General features: G+C 45.3%; 24 protein-coding genes and 1 tRNA gene. 8 read left to right on the top strand and 17 right to left on the bottom strand.

The window, feature by feature from the left end; translation table 11 throughout:
* Nucleotides 1-2: 2 nt before the first annotated feature.
* Both dapE and prmB read left to right on the top strand, forming a co-directional pair.
* Nucleotides 3-1,169 (top strand): succinyl-diaminopimelate desuccinylase, encoded by a 1,167-nt coding sequence (gene dapE / locus LZG75_RS05325; protein WP_233935992.1) that lies wholly within the window; start codon nucleotides 3-5, stop codon nucleotides 1,167-1,169.
* Between the two features lie 52 nt (nucleotides 1,170-1,221).
* Complete coding sequence (prmB, locus tag LZG75_RS05320; RefSeq protein ID WP_233935989.1) at nucleotides 1,222-2,142, top strand: 50S ribosomal protein L3 N(5)-glutamine methyltransferase; 921 nt, start codon at nucleotides 1,222-1,224, stop codon at nucleotides 2,140-2,142.
* Here the strand turns inward: prmB and radA are convergent.
* The 3 genes from radA to LZG75_RS05305 are packed head-to-tail and all read right to left on the bottom strand — an operon-like array spanning nucleotide 2,134 to nucleotide 5,945.
* Complete coding sequence (gene radA / locus LZG75_RS05315; protein ID WP_233935980.1) at nucleotides 2,134-3,504, bottom strand: DNA repair protein RadA; 1,371 nt, start codon at nucleotides 3,502-3,504, stop codon at nucleotides 2,134-2,136. The genes prmB and radA overlap by 9 nt on opposite strands.
* Before the next feature lie 6 nt (nucleotides 3,505-3,510).
* Nucleotides 3,511-4,005, bottom strand: coding sequence for a hypothetical protein (locus LZG75_RS05310; protein WP_233923824.1), 495 nt, complete (start codon nucleotides 4,003-4,005; stop codon nucleotides 3,511-3,513).
* A complete protein-coding gene (locus LZG75_RS05305) occupies nucleotides 4,002-5,945 on the bottom strand; it encodes a potassium transporter Kup (RefSeq protein WP_233935968.1) in 1,944 nt (647 codons plus the stop codon). Before LZG75_RS05305 ends, LZG75_RS05310 begins: the two co-directional genes overlap by 4 nt.
* A 143-nt stretch (nucleotides 5,946-6,088) precedes the next feature.
* Here LZG75_RS05305 and LZG75_RS05300 point away from each other — a divergent pair.
* Nucleotides 6,089-6,165, top strand: a tRNA-Met gene (locus LZG75_RS05300).
* Nucleotides 6,166-6,359: 194 nt separating this feature from the next.
* Here LZG75_RS05300 and LZG75_RS05295 read toward each other — a convergent pair.
* From LZG75_RS05295 to LZG75_RS05285, 3 genes are all read right to left on the bottom strand, one after another.
* Nucleotides 6,360-6,746, bottom strand: a complete 387-nt coding sequence (locus LZG75_RS05295; RefSeq protein ID WP_233935966.1) for a hypothetical protein — start codon at nucleotides 6,744-6,746, stop codon at nucleotides 6,360-6,362.
* 63 nt (nucleotides 6,747-6,809) lie between these two features.
* The gene (locus tag LZG75_RS05290; protein WP_233935963.1) at nucleotides 6,810-7,448 is read right to left on the bottom strand and encodes a YbjN domain-containing protein; all 639 of its coding nucleotides are present in this window, start codon (nucleotides 7,446-7,448) and stop codon (nucleotides 6,810-6,812) included.
* Between the two features lie 65 nt (nucleotides 7,449-7,513).
* The gene (locus tag LZG75_RS05285) at nucleotides 7,514-8,497 is read right to left on the bottom strand and encodes a tripartite tricarboxylate transporter substrate binding protein (protein WP_233935961.1); all 984 of its coding nucleotides are present in this window, start codon (nucleotides 8,495-8,497) and stop codon (nucleotides 7,514-7,516) included.
* A 127-nt stretch (nucleotides 8,498-8,624) separates the two neighbouring features.
* On the opposite strand from LZG75_RS05285, the gene LZG75_RS05280 reads away from it, so the two are divergent.
* On the top strand, nucleotides 8,625-9,317 hold the full coding sequence (locus LZG75_RS05280; protein WP_233935958.1) for a fumarylacetoacetate hydrolase family protein: 693 nt from the start codon (nucleotides 8,625-8,627) through the stop codon (nucleotides 9,315-9,317).
* 118 nt (nucleotides 9,318-9,435) lie between these two features.
* Here the strand turns inward: LZG75_RS05280 and LZG75_RS05275 are convergent, their stop codons facing one another.
* The 3 genes from LZG75_RS05275 to LZG75_RS05265 all read right to left on the bottom strand — a co-directional run bounded on the left by LZG75_RS05275 (nucleotide 9,436) and on the right by LZG75_RS05265 (nucleotide 11,263).
* Nucleotides 9,436-10,350 carry a hypothetical protein gene (locus LZG75_RS05275; protein ID WP_233935956.1) on the bottom strand — a complete coding sequence of 305 codons (915 nt, stop codon included), beginning with the start codon at nucleotides 10,348-10,350 and terminating at the stop codon, nucleotides 9,436-9,438.
* A 113-nt stretch (nucleotides 10,351-10,463) separates the two neighbouring features.
* The gene (locus tag LZG75_RS05270) at nucleotides 10,464-11,012 is read right to left on the bottom strand and encodes a hypothetical protein (RefSeq protein WP_233923818.1); all 549 of its coding nucleotides are present in this window, start codon (nucleotides 11,010-11,012) and stop codon (nucleotides 10,464-10,466) included.
* Nucleotides 11,013-11,014: 2 nt separating this feature from the next.
* Complete coding sequence (locus tag LZG75_RS05265) at nucleotides 11,015-11,263, bottom strand: helix-turn-helix transcriptional regulator (RefSeq protein WP_233923817.1); 249 nt, start codon at nucleotides 11,261-11,263, stop codon at nucleotides 11,015-11,017.
* Between the two features lie 71 nt (nucleotides 11,264-11,334).
* Between LZG75_RS05265 and LZG75_RS05260 the strand changes: the two genes are divergently transcribed.
* The 3 genes from LZG75_RS05260 (at nucleotide 11,335) to LZG75_RS05250 (ending at nucleotide 14,381) form a co-directional block, all read left to right on the top strand.
* Nucleotides 11,335-12,276 (top strand): YqaJ viral recombinase family protein, encoded by a 942-nt coding sequence (locus tag LZG75_RS05260; RefSeq protein WP_233923816.1) that lies wholly within the window; start codon nucleotides 11,335-11,337, stop codon nucleotides 12,274-12,276.
* 9 nt (nucleotides 12,277-12,285) lie between these two features.
* The gene (locus tag LZG75_RS05255) at nucleotides 12,286-13,083 is read left to right on the top strand and encodes a recombinase RecT (protein ID WP_233935954.1); all 798 of its coding nucleotides are present in this window, start codon (nucleotides 12,286-12,288) and stop codon (nucleotides 13,081-13,083) included.
* A gap of 155 nt (nucleotides 13,084-13,238) precedes the next feature.
* Entirely contained in the window at nucleotides 13,239-14,381 is a 1,143-nt protein-coding gene (locus tag LZG75_RS05250) for an epoxide hydrolase family protein (RefSeq protein WP_233923814.1), read from the top strand.
* 192 nt (nucleotides 14,382-14,573) lie between these two features.
* Here LZG75_RS05250 and LZG75_RS05245 read toward each other — a convergent pair whose 3' ends face one another.
* The 4 genes from LZG75_RS05245 to LZG75_RS05230 all read right to left on the bottom strand — a co-directional run bounded on the left by LZG75_RS05245 (nucleotide 14,574) and on the right by LZG75_RS05230 (nucleotide 19,437).
* The gene (locus LZG75_RS05245) at nucleotides 14,574-15,986 is read right to left on the bottom strand and encodes an amidase (protein ID WP_233923813.1); all 1,413 of its coding nucleotides are present in this window, start codon (nucleotides 15,984-15,986) and stop codon (nucleotides 14,574-14,576) included.
* 612 nt (nucleotides 15,987-16,598) lie between these two features.
* A complete protein-coding gene (locus LZG75_RS05240; RefSeq protein ID WP_233935950.1) occupies nucleotides 16,599-16,949 on the bottom strand; it encodes a non-heme iron oxygenase ferredoxin subunit in 351 nt (116 codons plus the stop codon).
* Nucleotides 16,950-17,004: 55 nt separating this feature from the next.
* Nucleotides 17,005-17,952, bottom strand: coding sequence for a fatty acid desaturase (locus LZG75_RS05235; protein WP_233923811.1), 948 nt, complete (start codon nucleotides 17,950-17,952; stop codon nucleotides 17,005-17,007).
* Between the two features lie 516 nt (nucleotides 17,953-18,468).
* Nucleotides 18,469-19,437: a tripartite tricarboxylate transporter substrate binding protein gene (locus LZG75_RS05230; protein ID WP_233923810.1), complete on the bottom strand. Its 969-nt coding sequence runs from the start codon at nucleotides 19,435-19,437 to the stop codon at nucleotides 18,469-18,471.
* A gap of 182 nt (nucleotides 19,438-19,619) precedes the next feature.
* Between LZG75_RS05230 and LZG75_RS05225 the strand changes: the two genes are divergently transcribed.
* Complete coding sequence (locus tag LZG75_RS05225; protein WP_233923809.1) at nucleotides 19,620-20,483, top strand: TauD/TfdA family dioxygenase; 864 nt, start codon at nucleotides 19,620-19,622, stop codon at nucleotides 20,481-20,483.
* Nucleotides 20,484-20,579: 96 nt separating this feature from the next.
* Here LZG75_RS05225 and LZG75_RS05220 read toward each other — a convergent pair whose 3' ends face one another.
* The 4 genes from LZG75_RS05220 to LZG75_RS05205 form a co-directional block, all read right to left on the bottom strand.
* Nucleotides 20,580-21,302 (bottom strand): SDR family oxidoreductase, encoded by a 723-nt coding sequence (locus tag LZG75_RS05220; protein WP_233923808.1) that lies wholly within the window; start codon nucleotides 21,300-21,302, stop codon nucleotides 20,580-20,582.
* Nucleotides 21,303-21,404: 102 nt separating this feature from the next.
* The gene (locus LZG75_RS05215) at nucleotides 21,405-22,226 is read right to left on the bottom strand and encodes a TatD family hydrolase (protein ID WP_233923807.1); all 822 of its coding nucleotides are present in this window, start codon (nucleotides 22,224-22,226) and stop codon (nucleotides 21,405-21,407) included.
* Nucleotides 22,213-22,899 carry a lipoprotein-releasing ABC transporter ATP-binding protein LolD gene (gene lolD, locus LZG75_RS05210; protein WP_233935948.1) on the bottom strand — a complete coding sequence of 229 codons (687 nt, stop codon included), beginning with the start codon at nucleotides 22,897-22,899 and terminating at the stop codon, nucleotides 22,213-22,215. Before lolD ends, LZG75_RS05215 begins: the two co-directional genes overlap by 14 nt.
* On the bottom strand, nucleotides 22,892-24,154 hold the full coding sequence (locus LZG75_RS05205; protein WP_233935945.1) for a lipoprotein-releasing ABC transporter permease subunit: 1,263 nt from the start codon (nucleotides 24,152-24,154) through the stop codon (nucleotides 22,892-22,894). The genes lolD and LZG75_RS05205 overlap by 8 nt, the downstream gene beginning before the upstream one ends.
* Nucleotides 24,155-24,234 lie beyond the last annotated feature (80 nt).

The following is a 24,234-nucleotide window of genomic DNA, read 5'->3' as shown; positions in this document are numbered from 1 at the left end:
GCATGCCTTTAGCCACCCATTCGGCTACCGCCGATTTAACTGCAGAGCTCATCGCTTGCCACTCGATTACGCCAGCCGATGGTGGTTGCCAGCAGGTCATCGCTGGACGTTTAAAAGCGCTCGGTTTTGAGATTGAAACGGTGATCAGTGGTCCGGCAGATTTTTCTGTAACGAATTTATGGGCCATTAAATTAGGCAAGCTAGGCAAAGCTGGAAAAGTCTTTGTCTTTGCGGGCCATACCGACGTCGTGCCCACGGGTCCATTAGACAAATGGGATAGCAACCCCTTTACCCCAAGTGAGCGTGATGGCTACCTCTTTGGCCGTGGTGCAGCAGATATGAAAACCTCATTAGCGGCTTTTGTCGTGGCCACTGAAGAATACGTACGAAGTAACCCCAATCATGCGGACACCATTGCTTTTCTCCTCACTAGTGACGAAGAAGGCCCTGCACACGATGGCACGGTAGTGATGTGTGAGCGCCTCAAAAAACGCGGTCAAGCCTTAGATTACTGTGTCATTGGCGAGCCCACCTCAGTCAATCGCTTAGGGGACATGATTAAGAATGGTCGGCGCGGGTCTTTATCTGGGAAGCTCAGTGTCAAAGGCATTCAAGCCCATATTGCTTACCCTCACCTCGGTGCCAACCCCATTCATTTAGCGGCTGGGGCGATTGCTACCTTAGCCAGCACCGAATGGGATCAGGGTAACGACTATTTCCAGCCAACCACGTTTCAAATTTCGAATATTCACGCTGGTACTGGTGCAAACAACATTATTCCCGGGGAAATGACCGTCGAATTTAATTTTCGCTTTTCATCTGCCAGTACCCCAGAAGCGTTACGCGCAAAGGTTAGTGCAATTTTGGATGAAGCTAAACTTGACTATGCAATCGATTGGAAGCTAGGTGCTAGCCCTTTTCTGACGCCAAAAGGGGCCTTAGCGCTTGCACTCCAAGAGGCGATTCAAACTGAAACTCAGATAGTTACTGAGCTTTCTACCACCGGTGGCACTAGCGATGGTCGCTTCATCTCGCAAATCTGTAAAGAGGTAGTCGAATTTGGTCCAATAAATTCTACTAGCCATAAGCTCAATGAGTGTGTTTCAATAAACGATATTGAACCTCTCAAAAATATCTATCGACGCGTTTTAGAAAATCTGCTGGCTTAATCGTTATCCCTCTAAGCTGGCACTTGAATCCCTTCCGCAAAATATTCCCTTCATGGACCCTGAGCCTCTAGCGCCACAGCAGCCTTCTGCTGCTAACCCGATTTCAATTGAAGCATGCTGCCAACAGCTAGCTACGCAGCTGGCTATGGCTAACTTGCATTTTGGTCATGGTGCTATCGATGCCCAAAGCGAAGCACTCTGGATTGTCAGTAAAGAGTTGGGTTTAAGTCCCAGTGCAGCACTTGAGCAAATGCATACTGAATTAACTACCGCGCAACAAGCGCATGCCTTAGCCATTGCCACGGAACGCATTCGTAGCCGTAAGCCACTTGCATACTTACTGGAAGAGGCGTGGTTAATGGGGGTGCCATTTGATTGCAATGAGCAAAGCATTGTGCCCCGCTCGTTTATTGCCGAACTGATTACATCAGGCGATATCGAGCCTTGGCTGCCAGCTGATGGTAAGGTACTCGACCTTTGTACTGGCAATGGCTCGCTAGCTATTTTGGCTGCCCTAGCTTGCCCCGATATTCGCGTTACAGCCTGTGATATTAGTATGCCCGCCCTAGCTTTAGCCGCGCGGAATTTAAAGCGCCATGGGTTTAGCGAACAAATAGAGCTTTTGCATGGTGATTTATTTGACGCTTTACCCGATCCGAATGAAGAAGAACGTTTTGATTTAATTATCTGTAACCCACCGTATGTCAACGACGCATCAATGCAAGCCTTACCAGCAGAGTATCAAGCTGAGCCAGCAATTGCTTTAGCGGGTGGCAGCGATGGGATGAATTTGATCCGGCGCATTATTGATGCTGCGCCAGACTATCTAAATGAGCGCGGCGCACTCTTAATTGAAATTGGCAATGAGGCCGAGCACTTTCATTTGGCTTTTCCCCAGATACCCGTTATTTGGATGGAGGTATCAGCTGGCAATCAGCAAGTGATCCTCATTCAGGCTGAAGACTTACGCTAACTCTAAATCATTAGCCGCAGCAATCGCCTCATCAATGCGCTCAACGCTAATAATGCGTAGACCAGCAATTTTAGTTTTGGGCATATTCGCTTTAGGAATAATGGCAACAGTAAAGCCCAATTTAGCAGCCTCCTTCAAACGCTCTTGACCCCGTGGACACGGCCGGATTTCGCCAGCCAAACCGACTTCACCAAAAACAATTAATTCACGCGGTAAAGCGCGGTTACGAATCGAGGATTGAATCGCTAGCAACACCGCTAAGTCAGCCGCGGGCTCAGAAATCTTGACTCCACCAACTGCGTTCAAAAAAACATCTTGGTCAAAGCAAGCAATCCCAGCGTGGCGATGCAAGACCGCCAAGAGCATGGCTAAACGGTGCTGCTCTAAACCTACTGCCAAGCGACGCGGGTTGGGAATATGCGCGGTATCAACTAAGGCTTGAATCTCCACTAATAAGGGGCGACTACCTTCTTGCGTTACTAATACACAAGCACCTGGCACCATTTCAGCATGCTGCGAAAGAAATATGGCTGAAGGGTTTGATACCCCCCGTAAACCCTTTTCCGTCATAGCAAAAACACCAAGTTCATTCACTGCACCAAAACGGTTTTTAATCGCGCGTACTAAACGAAAACTCGAGTGGGTATCACCCTCAAAATACAAAACGGTATCGACAATGTGCTCAAGCACCCGTGGGCCAGCTAAATGACCGTCCTTAGTCACATGACCGACCAATAAAACACAAATGCCCGTGGACTTTGCAAAACGGGTTAACTGGGCTGCGCACTCGCGCACCTGCGCAACTGATCCTGGTGCAGAGCTAAAGGCTTCGGAATAAATCGTTTGAATCGAATCAACCACGACTACTTGCGGGCGCACCGTATCCATGATCATTAACAATTTTTCTAACTGAATTTCGGCCAATACTTCAAGCTGAGGGGCTTTTAAATCAATCCGTTTAGCACGCAGTGCAATTTGAGCAGCCGATTCTTCGCCACTGCTATATAACGCTGAAACTCCAGCCGCGCTCATTTGCGCTAAGGCCTGCAGTAGTAAAGTTGATTTACCAATACCAGGGTCTCCGCCAAGTAACACCACTCCGCCAGGCACTAAACCGCCACCCAGAACCCGATCAAACTCTTCAATGCCAGTAGGAAGGCGCGGCAAATCTTCCGCTTGAATGGTGGCTAATTTTTGCCGTGGAATCGCTTGTGTTAAACCCTGAAAGCGAGGTGCACTGGGTGTTTCAGCAATGCTTTCCTCCAGCGTATTCCATGCTTGACAAGTTGGGCATTGGCCCTGCCATTTAGCAGAAGTGCCGCCACAAGCTTGGCACACGTATATTGTTTTTACTTTTGCCATAGGAAATTAATCGAGTTGAGTACCCGCTTTATTTTCTTGCGCACGCCGTGGCGCATCTTTACGGCGTTTTTCTAAATCAGCGGCACGTTCAGCTTCGTCTTTTTGTTTTTGTTCAAACGCTTTTTTATTATCAGCACGTTGCACTGCTTTTGCGGGATCCGCGCGCTCAGCAGCCCGCTTGGCATCATTGGCATCTTTAATTTTGTCGCGCACAATCCGCTGGCTTTCATGTAAAGCCACTTCTTGCGCACGAATGGGATCAATTTCTTCGCGATAATCAGCGCGTGTGCCTTTTAAGCAATAGGTTACGAAGAAATCTTTGTAACATGCTGCAGAGGCTTTTTTCCAACGGTAATCAATCCACTGACGCTGTAATAGTAATTGCGCTTCAATTTTATTCAGCTCTGCTAACTCATCTTCCTCAGGAGTATTAGCCCATACTGAATTAGCGCAACACAAAATGGCAAATACCATAGTAAGCGCAGCAAATACGGCTTTCAAATCTCAACCTTTGCGCCTAATTCAACTAAGCGATTTGCCGGAATTTTGAAAAAGTCAGATTGACGGCTCGCGTTTTGATACATCCAGGCAAATATGGCTTCACGCCAAAGAGCCATGCCTTTCATATCAGTAGGCACAATGGTGTCACGCGATAAGAAAAATGAGGTACTCATCAAGTCGAATTTCAAGTTCGCTTTAGTCTCAATCAAATGCATGATTTGACTCATATCAGGGGTTTCATTAAAGCCATACACCGCCCGCACAATAAAAATATTCGGCTCAATTTCACTTAGAGTAATACGGTCTTCATTTCGCACTCGGGGTATATCCCAAATACTCACTTTCAAGAAGAAAACCCGTTCATGCAAGACATGATTGTGCTTTAAGTTATGCAAGAAAGACACCGGCAAGTAATCAACATGCGCAGTAAGAAAAACCGCGGTGCCCTCTACGCGATGGGGAGGATGCTTTAATAAGGAGCTCATGAAAGAATCGAGCTTAATGCCATTATTTACTGCCCTCTCACGCATCATTTGTCGGCCCTGATACCAGGTTAAGAGCAGCATGAAACAAATGGCACCAAGCAGTAAGGGGAACCAGCCCCCCTCTAATACTTTTAATAAGTTAGCGGTAAAGAAGGCGGCGTCGACAAATAAAAAAGCGGAAATCACAAGGGTAACTAAATAGGCATTCCAGCGCCATAAAACCCGCATCACAATTGCAGCTAAAACCGTATCAATAATCATAGTTGTTGTAACTGCAATGCCATAAGCAGCGGCTAAATTTTCAGACTTTTTAAATGCCAACACAATCACAATCACAAAGATAAATAAAATCCAATTGACTAAAGGAATATAAATTTGTCCGATCGACTTATCCGACGTATGTTGAATCTTCATGCGTGGCAAGAAACCCAACAAAATAGCTTGGCTAGTAATGGAAAATGCCCCAGAAATAACAGCTTGCGAAGCAATGACTGTCGCTAGCGTTGCCAAAATAATTAAGGGAAATACAAATACATCGGGTACCATGGAATAGAAGGGATTTTTTGCTGTCTCAGGGTTGAGTAGCAGCATGGCTCCCTGACCAAAGTAATTTAATAATAAACAGGGCATCACTAAAAAGAACCAACCCACCCGAATCGACTTAATACCAAAGTGCCCCATATCGGCATACAAAGCCTCAGCACCTGTTAGCACCAGAAATACTGCACCGAGCACAATAAAGCCCTGTAACGCATGGTTGAGCATGAAATCAATTGCATATAGGGGATTAAAGGCAAGCAAGATAATGGGATTACTAATAATTTGGTAAATACCCATCACACCCAAAACTACAAACCAAGTAACCATGATGGGGCCAAATAATTTACCCACTAATGCCGAGCCTTTTTTCTGAATTAAAAATAATCCAGTCAAAATTGCTAAAGTCACAGGAATAACGTAAGTAGTTAAGTTTGGCGAAAGAACTTCAAGCCCCTCAACAGCAGATAAAACCGAAATTGCTGGCGTAATAATGGCGTCACCATAAAACATGCAAGTGCCAAACACGCCCATCATCATTAAGGTCATCGCACGGCGAGAGCCAACCGGTGCCGAGCGTAATGCCAAAGCCATTAAAGCTAAAGTGCCGCCTTCGCCCTGATTATTAGCACGCATAATGAAGAGCACATACTTTAATGAAACGACGATGGTAAATGCCCAAAACACCATCGAGATCACGCCATAAACGGCTTCTGCTGAAAATGGAATGCCGTGGGCAACACTAAAACATTCTTTTAAAGCATACAGTGGGCTAGTACCAATATCGCCAAAGACCACACCAATAGCTGCAACGACTAGACCAGGTAAGGCACCGCGATGTTCGTGATGGGCACCATGAGAAATTTCGATAGGACGTAGTAACGTCGATTCTGAATATTCGGGATTGCTAACCGACATTACTTAACCTCAAATTGATATTGCAAGGCAATATATTACTCCTTTGAGCCCTTATTTTTCCCGATTAATTGTCACAATATACCCTTAAAGGCCTGCAAAGCTCGACAAAATAGGCTTAAAAATGCTAGAATCGAAGGCTCAGACGCGGGGTGGAGCAGTCTGGCAGCTCGTCGGGCTCATAACCCGAAGGTCGTAGGTTCAAATCCTGCCCCCGCAACCAGTTTTTATAAGGCTTTAAAGGCGATTATGTCTTTAAGGCCTTTTTGGTTTTTAGGGTGATGCAGTGACTATTTAAAGGTTGCTAGGCTACTTTATTTATTAATACAAACTATTTCACTAAAGCAATAGGTGATGGATAAGTAAGGATTATTAAATACCAACCCTCGGGTTGGTATTTAATTACTCGCACTTTAATTACTGTCTAGTAATTTCGTGACAATCAGCTACTGGCCCGGCTGATTGATCAGCGGGATCCGTTGTTGTAGAAGCGAAAAAGACGGATATCTGATTTTGCCCAAGCATCTTAAAGGTGTAGGTCCCGTCCTTATCAGCCATCGTGCCACTAACTAAATCACCGCTAAATGAGCCAACGATTGGCACGGTATGGTTGGCAATCGTAAACACTCCAGCAAAGGCGCGATTAGACTGCTTATCAAATTGATAGGTCACTGTCGAACTCAGAAAACGAACTTCGCCTGACTTACCGCCGGGGTAGTGACTACCTCCCCCAATCACAGCGTCATTCGTTTGACCAACCCAAGTACCAATGACATTAGGAGCCTGTTTACCTGTTTCTGACATCTGACAATACCTTTTCTATTTCAAAATGATGAAGTGAGTCTTTAGCGCGCCTATGACGTGGCTTTATTTTGCCTTGATAGCGATCTTAATAAACTGATCGATAAAGCCACCCATAAACTGGTTACCAGCATGGAACATATTGCCAATTAAGCGGGGATCAATGGCTTCGATATCCTCAAGATCAACTGCTGAGTAATAACGCAAGAATTTATCTTCATTAGCCAATTGAAATTGACCAACAAAACAGTTCAAATTACTTTGCAAAATCAAATCTTTTGCTTTACTTAAATTCTTTGCAGGAATCTCATGATCAAGATAATAAATTGACATCGTAATTAAGCCACTTTCTTCAAAGGTATTGAAAAAGCACTGATACTCAATTTTAGAATTACTAGATTCAACGGTTAATTCCCACTGCGCGCCATTACCATCGGGATCGATTTCAATCGAATCTTGAAAGCCTAAGCTTTTAGCCCAACGCATTAAAGCGTAAGTAATGGGTTGTAACTGCGATAGCGTTTCAAGTGGCTGATCAAAAGTTTCAATTTGCACTTTTTTCACTGCAGTAGAAGGGGTCGCTTTAGCATTCGATCTAGCGGCTGACTTCTTTGCTGCTGGCTTTTTAGAGGCAACGCGCTTAATACTTTTTTTAACCGCTTTTTTAGAGGCCATTTTTTTGCTTGGGGATTTCTTGGTGGCCATGGTCTTACTTTCTACTGTTGGTGGATAAAATGAATCTTGCTATTTTGCACTATTTTTCTGTTAATTTAATCTAATTTAAGCCCAATTTTTTTAACGACCTTGCCATACCGATCGCCTTCAGACCGAATCATGCCGCTGAACTGATCAGGAGAATTACTCACCGGCTCGGCGCCATTTTTCTCCATCAGCACTTTAAAATCCGGTGTAGCCACAATACTGACTAACTCTTTGTTTAACCGCTCAATAATCGGTTTAGGGGTGCCAGCAGGAGCCAAAACTCCCAACCAAAGTGCCGCCTCAAAACCTGGGTATCCGCTTTCAGCAACCGTAGGTACATTTGGTAAGGCAGAAGAGCGCTTTAAAGTACCTACCGCTAGGGGGCGCACTTTATCCGCTTTAGCGTTTTGTAATAAAGCGGGCATCGAGCCAAACAACACTTGAACTTCATTTGCAAGAATTGCTAAATCGGCTTGAGCATTACCTTTGTAAGGTACATGCACCACATCCATGCCAGCGACATCATTTAACATTTCCATCGCTAAATGGGTAGTCGAGCCATTACCAGCTGAAGCGTAATTTAACTTACCAGGCTGGCTTTTTGCTAAGGCCACTAGTTCTGCCAGAGTATTAGCAGGCACCTTTGGATTAACAACTAGCAAATAAGGCGTGGTCGCAACTAAAGAAATGGGTGAGAAACCTTTTACGGGGTCATAAGGTAACTTTGCGTAAGCGCCAGCAGCAACGGCATGCGTACTCGTAGTGCCAATCGTTAAGGTATATCCATCAGGCGCTGCTTTGGCAGCTAACTCAGCGCCAATCGTGCCACCCGCGCCCGCTTTATTTTCAACCACGATAGTCTGGCCAAGGCGCTCACCTAACTTCTGCGCAACGATTCGACCGACAATATCAGTAGAGCCCCCTGGCGGAAAGCCAATAATGAGCCGAATCGGTTTATTGGGGTAATCAGCTTGAGCGTGCACCGAAAACGGCATAAAAATAGTGCCCACCAGAAATGCTAAGCAAGCAACCAAGTTCGGCAAGTATCCCATCAAGCATATCTCCTATTAATTCATGTTTTTTCTAATAATTGATTTTGATTCTAGCATTGAAGTATGGCCTTGTAACTGATGCTATAGTAACTAGCAATTTCCATTTTATCCCCCTCAAAGGACCATCATGAGTACCGAATTTGTTATCGCCGCCCCAAAAGTCAACTCCATTCCAATTGAGGGTGATAGCCGTCGCTTTCCTGTTAACCGCATCTATTGTGTAGGTCGTAATTACGCTGACCATGCCCGTGAAATGGGCCATGATCCCGACCGTGAACCGCCCTTCTTTTTTATGAAGCCAGCCACTTCAATTGTGACCGATGGTAAAGACATGCAATACCCCTCTTTAACGCAAGATCTGCATCATGAAATTGAAATGGTCGTAGCTATTGGTATTGGTGGCTCTAACATTGCACCCGCTGATGCACTTAATCATGTGTGGGGTTATGGCGTGGGTCTTGATATGACGCGCCGCGATTTACAAGGTGAGGCAAAAAAAATGGGGCGCCCTTGGGATACCGGTAAAGCCTTTGATGAATCAGCACCCTGCGCAAGCCTTGTTCCAGTCAGTCAATGCGGCCATCTGGCCAAAGGACTCATTAATCTCAAAGTCAATGGCGTGATTAAACAAGAAGGTGATCTTGCCATGATGATTTGGAATGTGCCTGACACGATTGCCTATCTATCTACCTTATTTGCACTAGAACCAGGTGATTTAATCTTTTCTGGCACCCCTGCCGGTGTAGCTGCAGTAAAAAAAGGGGATGTGCTTGAAGGTTATGTCGCTGGCTTGCCAATCCTTAAAACCAAGATTGCTTAGTTAGCAATACACTAGTAAGGACCTCTCGCAATTCATCCTTAATCTAAAATCATTAAGTGCTTGATTTACTTTAGAAAAGTGCCATTTCGTTTTTTCAAAATGGCACTTTTTTCGTATATCAAACTACTTTTTCATCAACCACATTTGCACTTTCCTCTTCCGCCTTGCTCTCAGAATCGGGTTCAGGCTCATCCATTGCAAGAATCGGTAGCTGGGCTTTTTCTATAACCTGCTGCACATCCCTTGCTTCAATCTGATTAAAGTAACTTAAAGCTTGGTAAGCCTTAAAGATACGATTTTGTAAACTCGTAGCTATCCGGTTATTGCGCTCTAAATCCATCACCTCATACATTTGCTCAGCGCGGATACCATTAATAATGAGTTGATAGCGCGCCGGATCCTGTGCCCAGGTTAGGTGATCGCCAAACTTTGAGGTTAGAGAATTCATGAGCTCAGTTAGGTTTAATGTGACAGCTGATTTTTGGTAGCGCTGGCCAAGCACCATCAAAAATGAAGCATTTGCGGGTTGATTTTGCATGATGTAGTGATACAGATCAGGAAAGTATTCCTTAATCTGTGGCACGATGCGATCACTAAACTTTACACGTAGTTCTTCTGCTTGCTGCCACACCAAATCGAGGTAGATGGCATACTTTTTTTGTCCGCCATCATTCTCCATAAAATACCAAGCCGGAAGCGAATTGCCAAGCATCGCACTTAAGCCTGCACGTATAGTAAATTTTTGTACAATATCGAGGGACTGCATCGCTGCTTCAATTTTGATTTTTTCAACAGCCATCATGCGCTCAAGGCCTAAGCTTGCTTGCTCAATGGTTCGTAATACCAACTGCCTACTGGGATCATAGGCCTTCCACTGATCGCACATCGCTTCAAACTCAACTTGCTTTTGTGTGACATCTTCACTGGGTAAATAGCCCTTAGTAAAGATATTCCCTTTGAGCGCATTTTTTGCTACTATCTTTTTGCCGGCAATAGATTTAGGACCGGTTTGCTTCTGAATGGTTTTAGCCATTTTAAATCTCCTAATAATAGGTTAATGACTTTCTCACAGCGAGAAAATCTTCTATTATTTTCTAGGCACTTTTTTGGTAAATACCCCCCGGAAACAAACCCAAAATCTAAAAATTATTCTTTTATTTGCAAATTTTTTCTAAAGGCTTTTACTTGCAGGCGTTCTGCTTTCCACTCTTCATAGGTTTGATTTTTTTTGAGTAAGGCTTGGCGGTAAGACTCATAGTCCTCTAAGTGTGTCAATACCTTACCAATTTGCGCTAATTTAAAAAAAGGCATGGCAAATTCAACAAATGGAGTTTGCTCATCACCCTTATTATTGATAGTTGGCTTTATTTCTGTGCCCTCATTCCAGCTGGACCAAATTGCGCTAATAAACTGAAAGCGCAATAACTCTTCATCGTTTCTACCTTCCTTACGAACACCTCCAAATGAGATGCGGGTAACTTTTTTACCTTTGTAACTGTTGTAGGGTGCTGCGCGGTGCTCTTCGCAATTGAGAATCGCTTGGGTAATGCGAATGGATGATCTTAAGGTCGCGCGCTTAAATCTGGCTTTTTCTAAAAGTTTGCGAATTTTTTCTTGAAGCGCTTGTTCATGGGTAGGCGGATCCCCTGAAATATCAATATAACGCCCCTTACTAACCTCAACGCCGCGTCCCATAGCTATTTATTTGCAAAGCTAGATTTCCACTTCACCCCAGCGCCCTCTTCTGGCGTGCCGATGAATTCGATGCCGGCATCTTCTATTGCACGCTGTACTGCGTCCAAAGTTTTTACCTGACCTGACGGAATACCTTCGGAGGACTCAAGTCGAACAATGGTAGTAAACGCCACACCAGATAGTTCTGCAAGTTTGGTAGCAGTAATGCCCAAAAGAGCGCGCGCGGCTTTTATTTGACTACTTGTAATCACAATAATAATTAGCTATAATAGGATAAAATATTCTAGTAGTTCAATATTTTATTGTTTATAAAGGATAAAAAATGCTTATTAATCAAGATTTTACACAGGATCGCACTAAATATATAGGGGGGTCTGACATTGGCGCCATTTTGGGCTTATCCAAATTTCGCAGTGCCCTTGATGTCTGGATGGAAAAAACAGGTAAGGAGGTGAAAGCCTTGGATTCCCTGCCGCTACGCTTTGGGTCCTTTGCCGAGGAGTTTGTTGCTAGCGAATACGCGCGTTATACAGGGCTTGAGCTTATTCATGATGAATCCATTTACCTACATTCCCAGTACTCCTATATGAGCGCGCACATCGATCGCTTTGTTCATGGTGATGGTATTGCTATGGCACCAACGAAGATTTTGGAATGCAAAACAGCAAACCCATTTACCCAAAGTGATTGGGGTGATATCGGATCCGATCAGGTACCCATGAGTTATTTGTGTCAGTGCGCTTGGTACCAAGCAATTACAGGGATTGATGAAGCAGATCTGGCAGTCCTTTTTGGTAATAGTGACTTTCGGATCTACCAAATTCTGCGTGACAAAGAACTAGAAGACCTCCTATTAGAAAAGGCCTCTAGCTTTTGGCAGGACTATGTACTAAAGGATCTTCCCCCACCCCCACAAAGTGAAGCTGATTACCAGGCTCTCTTTAAGCGCGGCAATGCAGAGCAATCGATTGAAGCCAATTTAGAAACCGTGAAGCAAATTACCCGCTTACATTTACTCAACGCAGAAATCAGTACTAAAGAAGAAGAGATCTCAGTAATTAAGCAGCATGTAATGGGGCAGCTAGAGAATGCTGAGTTACTTACCTATCAAAATCAAACGCTAGCAACCTGGAAAGCGCCCAAGCCCAGCTTTCGCTTAGATACCAAGCGGTTAGAGCTTGATCATCCAGATCTATGCGCTAAGTACAAAAGCCCAGTACAGAATTCACGGCGCTTATTAATTAAAGAGTTCAAAACCAATTAGGAGAAAGCCATGAAAAGAAAAACTGCAAATAGTCCTAAGGAGCTACACACAATTGTAGATTTGCGAGAGGATCTACTTGAACCAATCGCTCATGAAGCTTCTCAGATATCTCAGATAAGGCAAATAAGGGGTGCGGCCCACAATCAGCCCATAGATTTAATTGAGCAGCTCATTGCAAAAGAAGTTACTCAAACCGCCAGCATCCTTGGCTTAGAGCACGAGGAGCTAAAAGCCTGGCTTGACTTAAACCCATTGGCACCCGCCAAAGTAATTCTTTCTTTACTGCGTACCGCAAGTGAACACCGGCTTGACCCAATCAAAGATGAAGTAAGCCTCACTCAATATGAAGATGGATCTTGGCAAGTCTTTATTACTGTAGATGGTTGGTCTAAATTAATGAATCAACACCCCGCCTTTTGCGGGATTGAGTTTACTGAATCACCGGAAAGCATTAATAATGTTCCCACTTGGATTAGCTGCTCTATTTACCGTACTGACCGAGCTATTCCAACGACGGTACGCGAATACTTGCTTGAAGTCCAAAACGATCACGCTATCTGGCAAAAAATGCCTAGAAGGATGCTGCGCCACCGAGTTATGCAGCAGTGCGCCAGAATTGCTTTTGGTATTGGTATGTCTGAAGCAACACCTAAAACTATTCAGGCTATTGCGCAAAAGAGTGCGCCAGGGCAACCCCTACAAGCTAAAACTGATCTCAATGGGAAGGGGCCGAGTCGAGCAACTACATTAAAAGCATTCTTATCAAAGCAAGATGAAGTAAGTTGTAATTATAAAAATACTAGTTAGTTAATTTGGCCCTCTAGGACTTGAGTCTGGGCCTAGGAAATTAGATTAATTAACTCTACAAGCGTTACTGAAAGTAATGATCAATAAAATATAAATCCTAGCCTTAATCTAGCTCAAGCTTAATTTACGTATTGAAAAGTTGTATAACCATAACTATGAATTCTTTTAAATACCACGTTTCCGATAACGAAATCACCGACCTTAGGTCGCGGCTTGCACTAACACGTTGGCCGGATCAGGCGCCAGATGCTCCCTGGGCCTTCGGTACTGATGTTGGTTATTTACACAATCTAGTAAGATATTGGCTCAGTGACTTTGACTGGCGTGCCCAAGAAGCTGACCTCAATGCCTTTGTCCAGCATATGGTTCCTATCTCTGGAATAAACATCCATACGCTTCATGTTCAGGGAAAGGGGCCAAATCCCATGCCCCTACTTTTATTACACGGTTGGCCAGGTTCAGTATTCGAGTTCCTTGACATCATTCCACGTTTAACAGATCCGGCTGCTTTTGGGGGTGACCCAGCCGATGCCTTTACGGTAGTGGCGCCCTCCTTACCCGGCTTCGGTCTTTCATTCCAGCAGGGACAAAAACGCTTTGGAGTAAAGCAGATGGCTGATATCGTTGCCGAGTTAATGTCAGCACTTGGTTATGATCAATTTGGCGTTCAAGGTGGTGATTGGGGCTCTACGATTTCGACTAGTCTGAGCCTGCATCACGCTGATCGACTTAAAGGCATTCACCTTAACTTTCTTGGCGCGATAAAGCGCGATCCAGCACTTTATCAGGATCAATCGCCTGAAGTTCAGAACTTTGTTGCCCAACTAAAACACTTCAATGCCGAAGAAACTGGTTACCAGTGGATCCAGGGAACGAAGCCCCAGACTCTATCCTTCGCTCTAATCGATTCCCCAGTAGGACTTGCAGCTTGGATGGTTGAAAAGTTCCGTAGTTGGACAGATTGTGGCGGCAATCCCGATAGCGCCATCAACCGTGACAAGATGCTAGCAAATATCAGTTTTTATTGGTTCACCGGTTGTATTGGTGCTTCGTTTTGGCCATATTACGACCGGCTACATAGCCCCTCAATAGTGCCTGAAGGAAAAACTATCGATGTGCCGATAGGCTATGCGCAGTTCCCATTTGAAATCCTGCGTCCTCCACGGATAATTGCAGAAATGGTCTTCAGCAATATACGGCGATGGAGTGTGATGCCCAAGGGAGGCCATTTCGCCGCAATGGAACAACCTGCTGCATTGACATCTGAAGTTCTAGAGTTCTTCAGAGAGTTACGCTAGTTTTTTGCAATACTAGGACTTCAGTATTGTAAGTGGCTATCTTGACAGTAGTTCGGTATCCTTAATTTATCCGGGCTCCTCTTGTTGTTGATTTTGCAAGTACCCCAGATTTTTTTAGCAATCGCTAGAAGGTCCATGGTTATCTTCAACGAATTGTTCTGATATCTAGTTATTCTTAATAAAATTAAATAGTTATAGTGGATAAAAATGTTTTGGATGGTAGCTAATCCATGGTTGTGCTGCCTCAAAAGCAGAGGCAGCCCTAAAGATATCAACCTCAGAATTAATCTTAGAAACTAGTTGTATCCCTACTGGTAATCCTGCCTGGGTAAATCCAGCGGGAATTGAGGCCGCAGGCTGCCCAGTCAAATTGAATGGGTAAGTGTAATAAACCCAAGAAACTATATTTCTATCTATTAATTTTGGTGGCGTATTCAAGCCTATATCAAATGCTGCGCATGGTGAGGTTGGCGTAAGTAATAAATCAAAATCTTCGAAAAAAATCCTTACCTTTTCTCTAAATTCATATCTTTTAAAAACATTGGAGTAATACTCTTCTGAAGTTTGGCTTAGGGCATTATCTAAAACACTAGCTACGGCTTGATCTAATAATTCACGCTGGTCTCTTAACGTATTTTTTAACCGCACTCCGACACCAGCATAAAATTCAGACATCCATAATTCAATTGGGTCAGACTCAAAAAATGAATCAATCTCAATAACTTGACAGCCTAAATCTTCAAAAATTTTGACTGCCTTCTCGAGAATCGCGGTCACCTCTTTGTCAACATTAGCATACCCAAGCGTCTTACTCCAAGCAATCCGCATACCCTTAATAGGCTGATCGCATGCAGCTAAAAAATCAGGTACAGACTCAGATAAAGAAAATGGATCGCGCCTATCAAAGCCACTAATAGCTTTTAGCAAAAGTGCAGCATCACGAACGGTGCGGGCTAATGGACCAACGTGCGCTAGCGTAGGAGTAGCGGATACAGGAAAAATAGGAACCCGTCCAAACTGGGCTTTAATTCCAAAAATACCTGATAGAGATGCGGGTATACGTATTGACCCACCTCCATCAGTTCCTAGACCAATAGAAGTAATGCCAGCAGCTATGCTCGCAGCCGCCCCAGCACTTGATCCACCGGGAGTTTTACTGAGATCCCATGGGTTACAAGTTATCCCAGTTAAAGGAGAATCGCCTACCGCCTTACATCCAAACTCACTGGTAGTCGTTTTACCTATTAAACACCCGCCAGATTTAAAAAGCCGCTCAACAGATGGAGCGTCATATAGGCCAATATTATTAACCAAGGCTCTTGAGCCTGAGGAAAAAGGTATATCTTTTACTGATATGAGATCTTTTACTGAGACGGGAAGTCCATGCAATAAGCCAAGAGGTGCGCCATCCATTACCGCCTGCTCCGCTAATTTTGCCTGATGCATCGCGAACTCTGGCGTATAAGTAGCGAAACAATTAAGTTTAGACTCCAAAGCCTCTGCTTGATCGAGAGTCTCCTTCATTAACTCAACTGGAGAAATTTCTTTTTCTGCAATCGCTTTTGTTAATTCAATCGCAGATCTACCATTAGCTATACCACTCATCATTAATCCTATTTTAAAAAGCGATCATAAGGGTATTCAAATTGCTCCAGATGTCATATTAAATAATGGTATTTCATGAGCTATACAAGTAGAAAATTTCCTATTGATAAACTCTCGATCCAATCCTTTCCCAATTAGAACGAGTCGGCAAATCTTGGTAGTTTACCCATAGACATCAAGAACTTTATTGTAAAAAGCTTCCAAGGTTATCTGGCAAAATATAGATGGCCTTTTATTATTAATTGAAATACAAGAGAGAACCTTAAATCTAGTCACCACTAGACGAAAGGTCAATTAGTATGTTCCCTAACTAATTAAACTGCACTTTCTGAGAGTTCGAATACTTTTTAGGTATATCTGCCACCACAACTAAAGGGTAAACATGAAAAAAGCTACTAGTATTAGGTTCTGCTTATTCATATTTCGCGTTCCTTTATAAAGGATTAATTAGTTAGAATATTGTTTTAAATTATAGAAATATTATTTTTACTAGATATGAACCTGTGCCTGAAGTCATTAAGGTAGAAAATTTGTTGTGAAGGTATTTTCTAATCCCTCTAGCTGGGTATTGATATAAGGATAAATCCAGAGCACCATTAGCTGAGTGTCCAGTTAGTCGAACTGGGTGTCCTCGATCAGAACATAGATCACATCTTGCTCCACTTTCACCGGATACGTCTTTAGGTCGATGCTGACCGGCGCATTTTTAGCTTTTCCAGTAGGAACATGAAACCGCCCCTGGTGCAACGGACATTCGATGCAGTCGTCGATCACCAGCCCGTCCGACAGACGGGCTGTCTGATGCGTGCAACGATCTGCCGTTGCGTAAAAGTTTCCTTGGATCTTATACAGGGCGACTTCATGCTCCCCTTGATCGCCAAGAAGTACTCCTAATACGTCGTCGTCCTCAATATTCGATGTCGCGGCGGCTCGATGCCATTTGCCCGGTTTCGTACCTATCATTTCAAACTCCTCCATTCCCCCTGTGCTGTGATTTTCTCACCCACCGATCATATACTTACTGCGCACGTGGGGCATGTCGCAACCGTATAAACTTACGAAATAGATCCACATGTACGCTGAAATATCCACCTGAAGACACGGTCACCTTGTCCCTAACCTGAAGATGAAATTTCGGCAGAGCGTGAAATGGTATATACGCGCATAGGTGGTGTTCTGCGTGATAAGGCATGTTCCACCAAAGGATGCGGATAAATGAATTAGTCAGCGTGGTTCGAGTATTAACCCTAGGATCTGATCCTTCGGCGCAGCCGGTATGCTCCGCAACCCGAATCCACCGCGCATATGATTCCCCTACGACTCGCGGTAAGAGCCAGTAGATAACCGGTGCCCAAGAGCCATAGGCAACTGCAACGATTCCAACCGTGGCGTAGATGAAGAGCATGATGCGCGCCTGACGTATCAGAACAGGAAATTGGTCCTCGGGCGCATACAATCTTTCTGCTGGATCTATGCGGCCAAGAGCGTGGCCGAACAGGTAAGATAGATTGCGTTTCCATACCATCAGTCCCGAAACGTAGAACAGGTATTCCTTCAGTGTGATCGGTTTCGGCAGCACCATTGCGGAATCCATGCGCCGTACCTGAGTATACGTATGGTGAAACGCATGGTGATACCTAAACCAGTGAGGCGGAAAAATATAGATCAACGAGCAAATCCACAAGACGGCCTCATTGAGCCGCAGCGTCCTGAAAGCCGTGCCGTGAGCCGTCTCGTGCATGGGCGCAAACAATGTCGCCAGCATCGCGCCGTGCACAAAAATCGCCGGGATAATCCACATCGTCCCGAGACTGACGTAAACGAGCCATCCGGTGCATGCAATTACCCCGAAGTGAAATGCAAAGAAAAGCAGTCCAGCATAGTTATTACGCTTCGCAAGCCGCTTCAGATTTGCGCGCGGAATTATCTGCTCCCGCACACTTACTAGTTCGTCAAGCTCTTTCATTTCGATTCACTCATAGTCATGTCGATCGTAGCTCGCCTTACTTACTGTTTAAGTGCAAATTTACGTAACTTCAGTCTATCTTTCAATAAATCAATAATTGCAATAACTCCGACAATCACAACAAAAGATGCTGTAAAAAAAGCGGCTATATACAGATACTGAGGTGAACAAATAAAGGTTAAGAAATAAATAAAAAGGCTAAAACACCCTAGAGCTTAAGCCACCCTGAATAGACGATTATTTCTAGAAATTAATATCATTTAATAATCTTGCCCCCTTGCTTCTATAAAGTCTAAAAATTATAATTAATATACTCCCATTATATTTATTTAAAAAATTGACGTATAGAGGATTACAGTTTAGTCGCCTAGCAATTGAGCTGTACCTTGGGTCTAAGAGATTTGTTGATGAGACGGTCATCATCTCAAAGTAAGGGTATGCCAGCAGAACTTAGTACGTAAATGATCATATTTAACTAGTAAATTTTTGGCCTCTTGCAACTAAGAGGCTGGGGCTTTAATCTACTTTCGCACCGGACGCCTTCACGACACCCCCCCATTTATCGATCTCGCTGTGAAAGAACTTCTTCGCTTCGGCGGTGGTCATGGCCACCGGTTCCGCACCCAGTTCGGCCAAGCGCGCGCGCGTCTGCGGATCGGCGAAGATACGAGTGACTTCAGCATTGATTTTGTTGGTGATCGTATCCGGCGTCTTCGCAGGTACAAGGATGCCGAACCACGAGCTCAAGTCGTAGCCGCGCACGCCGCCTTCGCTGATCGTCGGCACATCCGGTAGCGCGCTCGCTCGCTGCGCAGTGGTGACCGCGATTGCCTTGAATGTTCCAGCTTTCACCTGCGGCACGATCGAGGGCAGATTCGCAAATACGATGTCGATCTGCCCACCCATGAGATCAGTGAGGCTGGGGCCGGTGCCCTTGTACGGGATGTGCACGATGTCGATGCCGGCCATGGTCTTCAACATCTCACCGGATAGATGTAGCACGCTACCGGTGCCCGACGACCCATAGTTGATCTTGCCGGGCTTGGCACGGGCGAGATCAATCAACTCCTTGATGTTGTTGGCGGCAAACTTGGGGTTGGCCAAAAGAATGTTGGCTGTTACCGCCACTGGTGTGACGAGCGCAAGGTCGCGCTTTGCATCATAGGGCATGCGCGTATACAGACTGGGGTTGACTGCGTTCGATCCCGAGGTGCCGAGCAGCAGAGTGTAGCCGTCAGGTTCAGCCTTGGCAACGATATCCGAGCCGATGTTGCCGTTCGCGCCTCCGTGGTTTTCAACAATTACCTGCTGCTTCCAGGCGGCGGAGAGTTTCTGCCCGATGATGCGCGCGAGAATGTCGGTTGTGCCACCTGCGGCGTAGGGCACGATCAGCCTTATTGTGCGCTCGGGGTATTCGGCGAGCGCTGACGCCTGGATGAGCAGAAGAAGCAGGCCAATACAGAGTGTACGCATAGTGATGAACATTAAAAAATTCTCCTCGAAGACGGTGCGCGGTCTTGAATTTTCTAGACCCGTTTAACTGCATTGACAGCTTGCCGCAGAATAGTTAAGCTAATCCTAATACTATAATTGTTATAATAATTGAAAACAATTTTTTCAACAAACGCCCCGTTCCAACGGGGTGCTAAGTTCGTGGAGGCGTAAGCATGCAGATTCGGCCAATATCCCCGCTATTTGGGGCCGAGATTGTCGAGGTGGACTTGTCCGGCAAGCTCGACGACGCAACTTTTTCTGCCATCGAAGCGGCCTACAGCAAGTATTCCGTGCTGCTGTTCCGTGACCAGAAGATGACGGACGAGCAGCACGTCGATTTCAGCCGCCGCCTTGGAGAGCTCGAGGTGCACGTACTCAGGGAATTCTCCAAGCCAGAGCACCCAGAGGTATATGTGCTCTCCAACATCGTCGAGAACGGCAAGCCCATCGGTATTAAGGACGCCGGCAGTTACTGGCACACCGACTTGTCCTATACCAAGTCGCCAAGCCGCGGTTCTATCCTTTATGCGATCGAAGTACCGCACGCCGCGGACGGCACGCCGCTTGGCGACACCGAGTTTGCCAGTACTGCCGCCGCCTATGACAGCTTGTTGGAGGAAATGAAGACAAAGCTTCAGAGCCTCAAAGCAGTGCACCGTTTCTGGGATCGTTATATCAGCTCGCGCAAGGCGGCGGGCAGCGAAGTAGTGATCAGCGACGAGCGCAGGGCCGGACTTCCCGACGTAATCCAGCCGGTGATTCGCACCCATTCGGTGACCGGGCGCAAAAGCATCTACGTTAACGAAGGTTTCACCGTCAGCATCGTCGGTATGTCAGACAGCGAGTCGCGTGCGCTACTGGAAGAGCTGTATGCGCATTGCACGCAAGCCAAATTTCGCTACCGCCACAAATGGCGAGTCGGCGATGTCGTGATGTGGGACAACTGTACGACCGTTCACCGGCTAAACGTCGACTTCGCGCTGCCGCAACGCCGACTGATGCAGCGGACCACGCTAGTGGGGAGCGAAGTCCAGTAGCCAGCAGCGCTCCTCTAGGCGATAGTCTCACTCGAAATGCAATAGTAATACTTAAAAATGATGCTTTTTCAGTCTCAGAATAGCCGCAGGGCCTCTTTAAAATTGTTGCTGAGAAATGCTGGCGCCACCACAAACAAAAATCGTTTGGCCAGTTGTATATGAAGCGCTCTTTGATAAAAAGTAAATCACTGCAGAAGCTATCTCGCGCGGATCTCCAAGTCGATTCATAGGAATGGAATCCATTATTGAGTTTCTTCCAGGAGATCCTATTGGATTATTTCGATTAAACATCTCTGTTTCAGTCGACCCTGGAGCAACACAATTTACTGTGATAGATGAGGGGGCAAGTTCAATAGCCCAAGATTTCGTGAAACCCACTAGGCCTGCTTTAGCTGCAGCATAAACACTGCTATTTTTTTTACCAAGCATTGATCTACTGGAAATATTGACTATTCTGCCCTGACCTAGGGCTAGCATCGAGGGTAATACTGCCTGAGTCAATTCCAAAGCTACGGTTAAATTAAGATCAATTATCTTTTGATAATTTTGCGCAGAAATTTCGGGCAATCCCTGCAACTGATTGAACCCAATGTTATTCACTAAACGGTCAATCGGAAAAGAAGTGGTAATTTCTTTGTAAATTTGATTTCTAGATGAAATATCCGAAAGATCAGCTAAAAATAATTGCCCCTTAAAGGTGGGGTCTGGATTTCGAGCAATCCCTATGACTGATTGACCTTGCTCAATTAGTAAATCAGAAATTGCCCTACCGATTCCACTAGTTGCCCCCGTAATCAAGGCGAATGACTGATGCCCCATTATTGAAGTTTTGGGCTGATAATAGTGATTTTATTCATGGACGGTGGATGATCTTAGTGATCATTGTAAATATAATACATGATGCAGCGATTAACCCAAAAATCAATTAATCCTTTTTTCTAGTGCAGGCGCCCAGCGCGGCAATGCTTCAGCAGCATTTTGCCAAACCGCTTGAGCAAATTCGGCGGGCTCTAAATTACGTAGCTCTGCTAGTTCCTTGGCAATACGCGGCAAAAAAGCCGGTTCGTTATCATGAATCCCCTCTTCTCTTAACCATGCTGGTGGTATATCTGGGGCATCGGTTTCAATCACTATCGTACTAATAGGTAAATCACTCACTAAGCGTCGAATTTGCAATGCGCGTGGATAAGTCGCTGCACCACCAAAGCCTAACTTAAAGCCTAGCTCTAAAAACTGTTCAGCTTGTTGAAAGCTGCCATTAAAAGCATGGGCAATACCACCAGTAATTTTTCTTTGACGTAGTGCTTTCAAAATAGCATCTTGCGAGCGGCGCACATGCATGATCACAGGCAAATTCATTTGCTGCGCTAAATCGAGTTGCGCCTCAAAGAAAAAAGCTTGGCGCTTGGGATCAAGACCTTCGACAAAATAATCTAGGCCAATTTCCCCAATCCCCACAAAGCGAGGATCATCCAGCGCTTTTTCTACAGCAGTTGCCAATACTTTGAGATCGGTATCTTTCGCACGCCCTATATATAAAGGGTGGATTCCTAAGGTATAGACGAGTCCAGGAATAACTTCTGCGTACTGATGCGCTAACTCACGCACCTGCGCAAAATCAGCTACCTCTACTGCAGGAACAAGAATGGCACTTACTGAATTTTTTGCTGCCGCCTCAACTACTAAAGGCAGACGCGCTGCAAACTCAGGTGCGTCTAAATGACAATGACTATCGAGCCACATAGGGCTGCAAGATACCGTGATCTAAACGCAAAATACGATCGCACCGTTTAGCGCGCAGTGGATCATGGGTAACGATAACAAAAGCAGTATTTTGCTCGCGCGCAACATCAAGCATTAAATCAAACACAGCATCGGCTGTTTCGGTATCTAAATTCCCAGTCGGTTCATCAGCTAAAACACAAGCGGGGTTACCAACTAAAGCGCGAGCAACCGCAACGCGTTGGCGCTCACCGCCAGATAATTCACCTGGGGTATGGCGCTCGCGGGCCTTTAAACCGACTGCTTGTAAGAGTGCGCGGGCCCGATCAAGCGACTCTTCTTTAGAAAGGCCACGAATCCGTAATGGCAAAGCAACATTTTCAAGGGCGGTAAATTCATCCAGCAGATGATGAAATTGATAAATAAAACCTAAACTGCGGTTACGCAGGCGATCTAACTTTTCTGTTGAGAGCTGATTGATATTCTCACCAACTAGATTTACTTCACCCGCACTAGGCGTATCTAAGCCGCCCAATAAATGGAGTAAGGTACTTTTACCCGAACCAGAAGAGCCCACAATCGCGACTTTCTCAGCGGCATTCACTGCTAAATCAACATCCTTTAACACCTCTACAGCCGTTGGTCCCTTGCCGTAGGTTTTAGCTAGACCCTTTGCTGTAATAATTTTATTCATAGCGCAAAGCCTCAGCGGGTTGCACTTTAGCAGCGCGTCTACTGGGGTAGAGGGTTGCCAAAATCGATAAGCCAAAGGACATTAAACCGACAGTTAAGACATCACTTAAACGCACATCTGAAGGTAGCTCGCTAATGAAATACACGTCGCGCGGTAAGAAGCGTACCCGAAAGACGGCTTCAATGGCCGGTACGATCACATCGATATTAAGCGCAATTAATAAGCCTAAGCCTACTCCCGCTAAAGATCCCATTAAACCAATCGCTAAGCCTTGAATTAGAAAAATGCGCTGAATTAAACCAGGACTTGCGCCCATGGTGCGCATGATGGCAATATCAGCCTGCTTTTGATTAACCGTCATCACTAATGTAGAAACTAAATTAAAGGTTGCTACGGCAATTATCAACGTGAGAATAATGAACATCATTTTCTTTTCGGTTTGCACTGCTGCAAACCAATTGCGATTCGAGCGAGACCAATCCGTAACCCAAAGCGCCTGAGGCAAGAGTGCTGAGAGTTGTTGGGCAATTTCGGGAGCCCGTTGCATGTCATCGACCTTCACGCGTAGGCCCGAGGGATTATTTAATCGCAGCAAAGCTGCGGCATCTTGCCAATGTAGAATCGCTAAGGAACTATCGTATTCATAATGGCCGCTATCAACAATGCCCACCACTTGCAAGGAGCGCATGCGCGGCATTACACCTGCGGGTGTTAAGTCGCCTTCGGGCACAATTAAATTCACCCGATCACCCATCCGAGCACCGAGCATATTAGCTAACTCTGCACCAAGCACCACACCAAAAGAGCCTGCTTGTAAGTTATTAATACTGCCGGCAACAAATTGCTTGGGTATATCGCTTACTTGACCTTCTTCAGCAGGTAAAACCCCGCGTAAGGCTACACCGCGCATCGTGCCGCCACGACTCAGTAAACCTTGGGATGTCACCATCGGTGCTACTCCAACCACATGGGCTTGGGTCGCAACTTTTTTAGCCAAAGACTGCCAGTCACCCATGCTGTCAGCAGTCGTAATTTCAATATGGGATAAGACCGAAAGCATGCGATCACGCACGTCTTTTTGAAAACCATTCATTACTGATAAAACGACAATCAGCGACGCCACCCCTAAAGCAATACCCGCAGTGGAAATGGCCGAAATAAACGATAAAAATCCATCTTGCTTACCTACGGCCTTGCGGCGCTTAGAGCGGGTATAGCGTAAGCCAATTTCTAGCTCAATGGGAAGTGTCTTCATACCCTCAGTTTAGTGAATTCAGGCTAAGACTATGCAGGAATTACTAAATGCCCCATAAAATCAAGGAAATGATCCAATTA

The organism is Polynucleobacter sp. IMCC30063, from assembly GCF_021395235.1.
In the GTDB taxonomy this organism is placed as follows: Bacteria; Pseudomonadota; Gammaproteobacteria; order Burkholderiales; family Burkholderiaceae; genus Polynucleobacter.
Note: the sequence above shows the minus strand (reverse complement) of the source record. Positions and strands in the feature narration are given on the sequence as shown.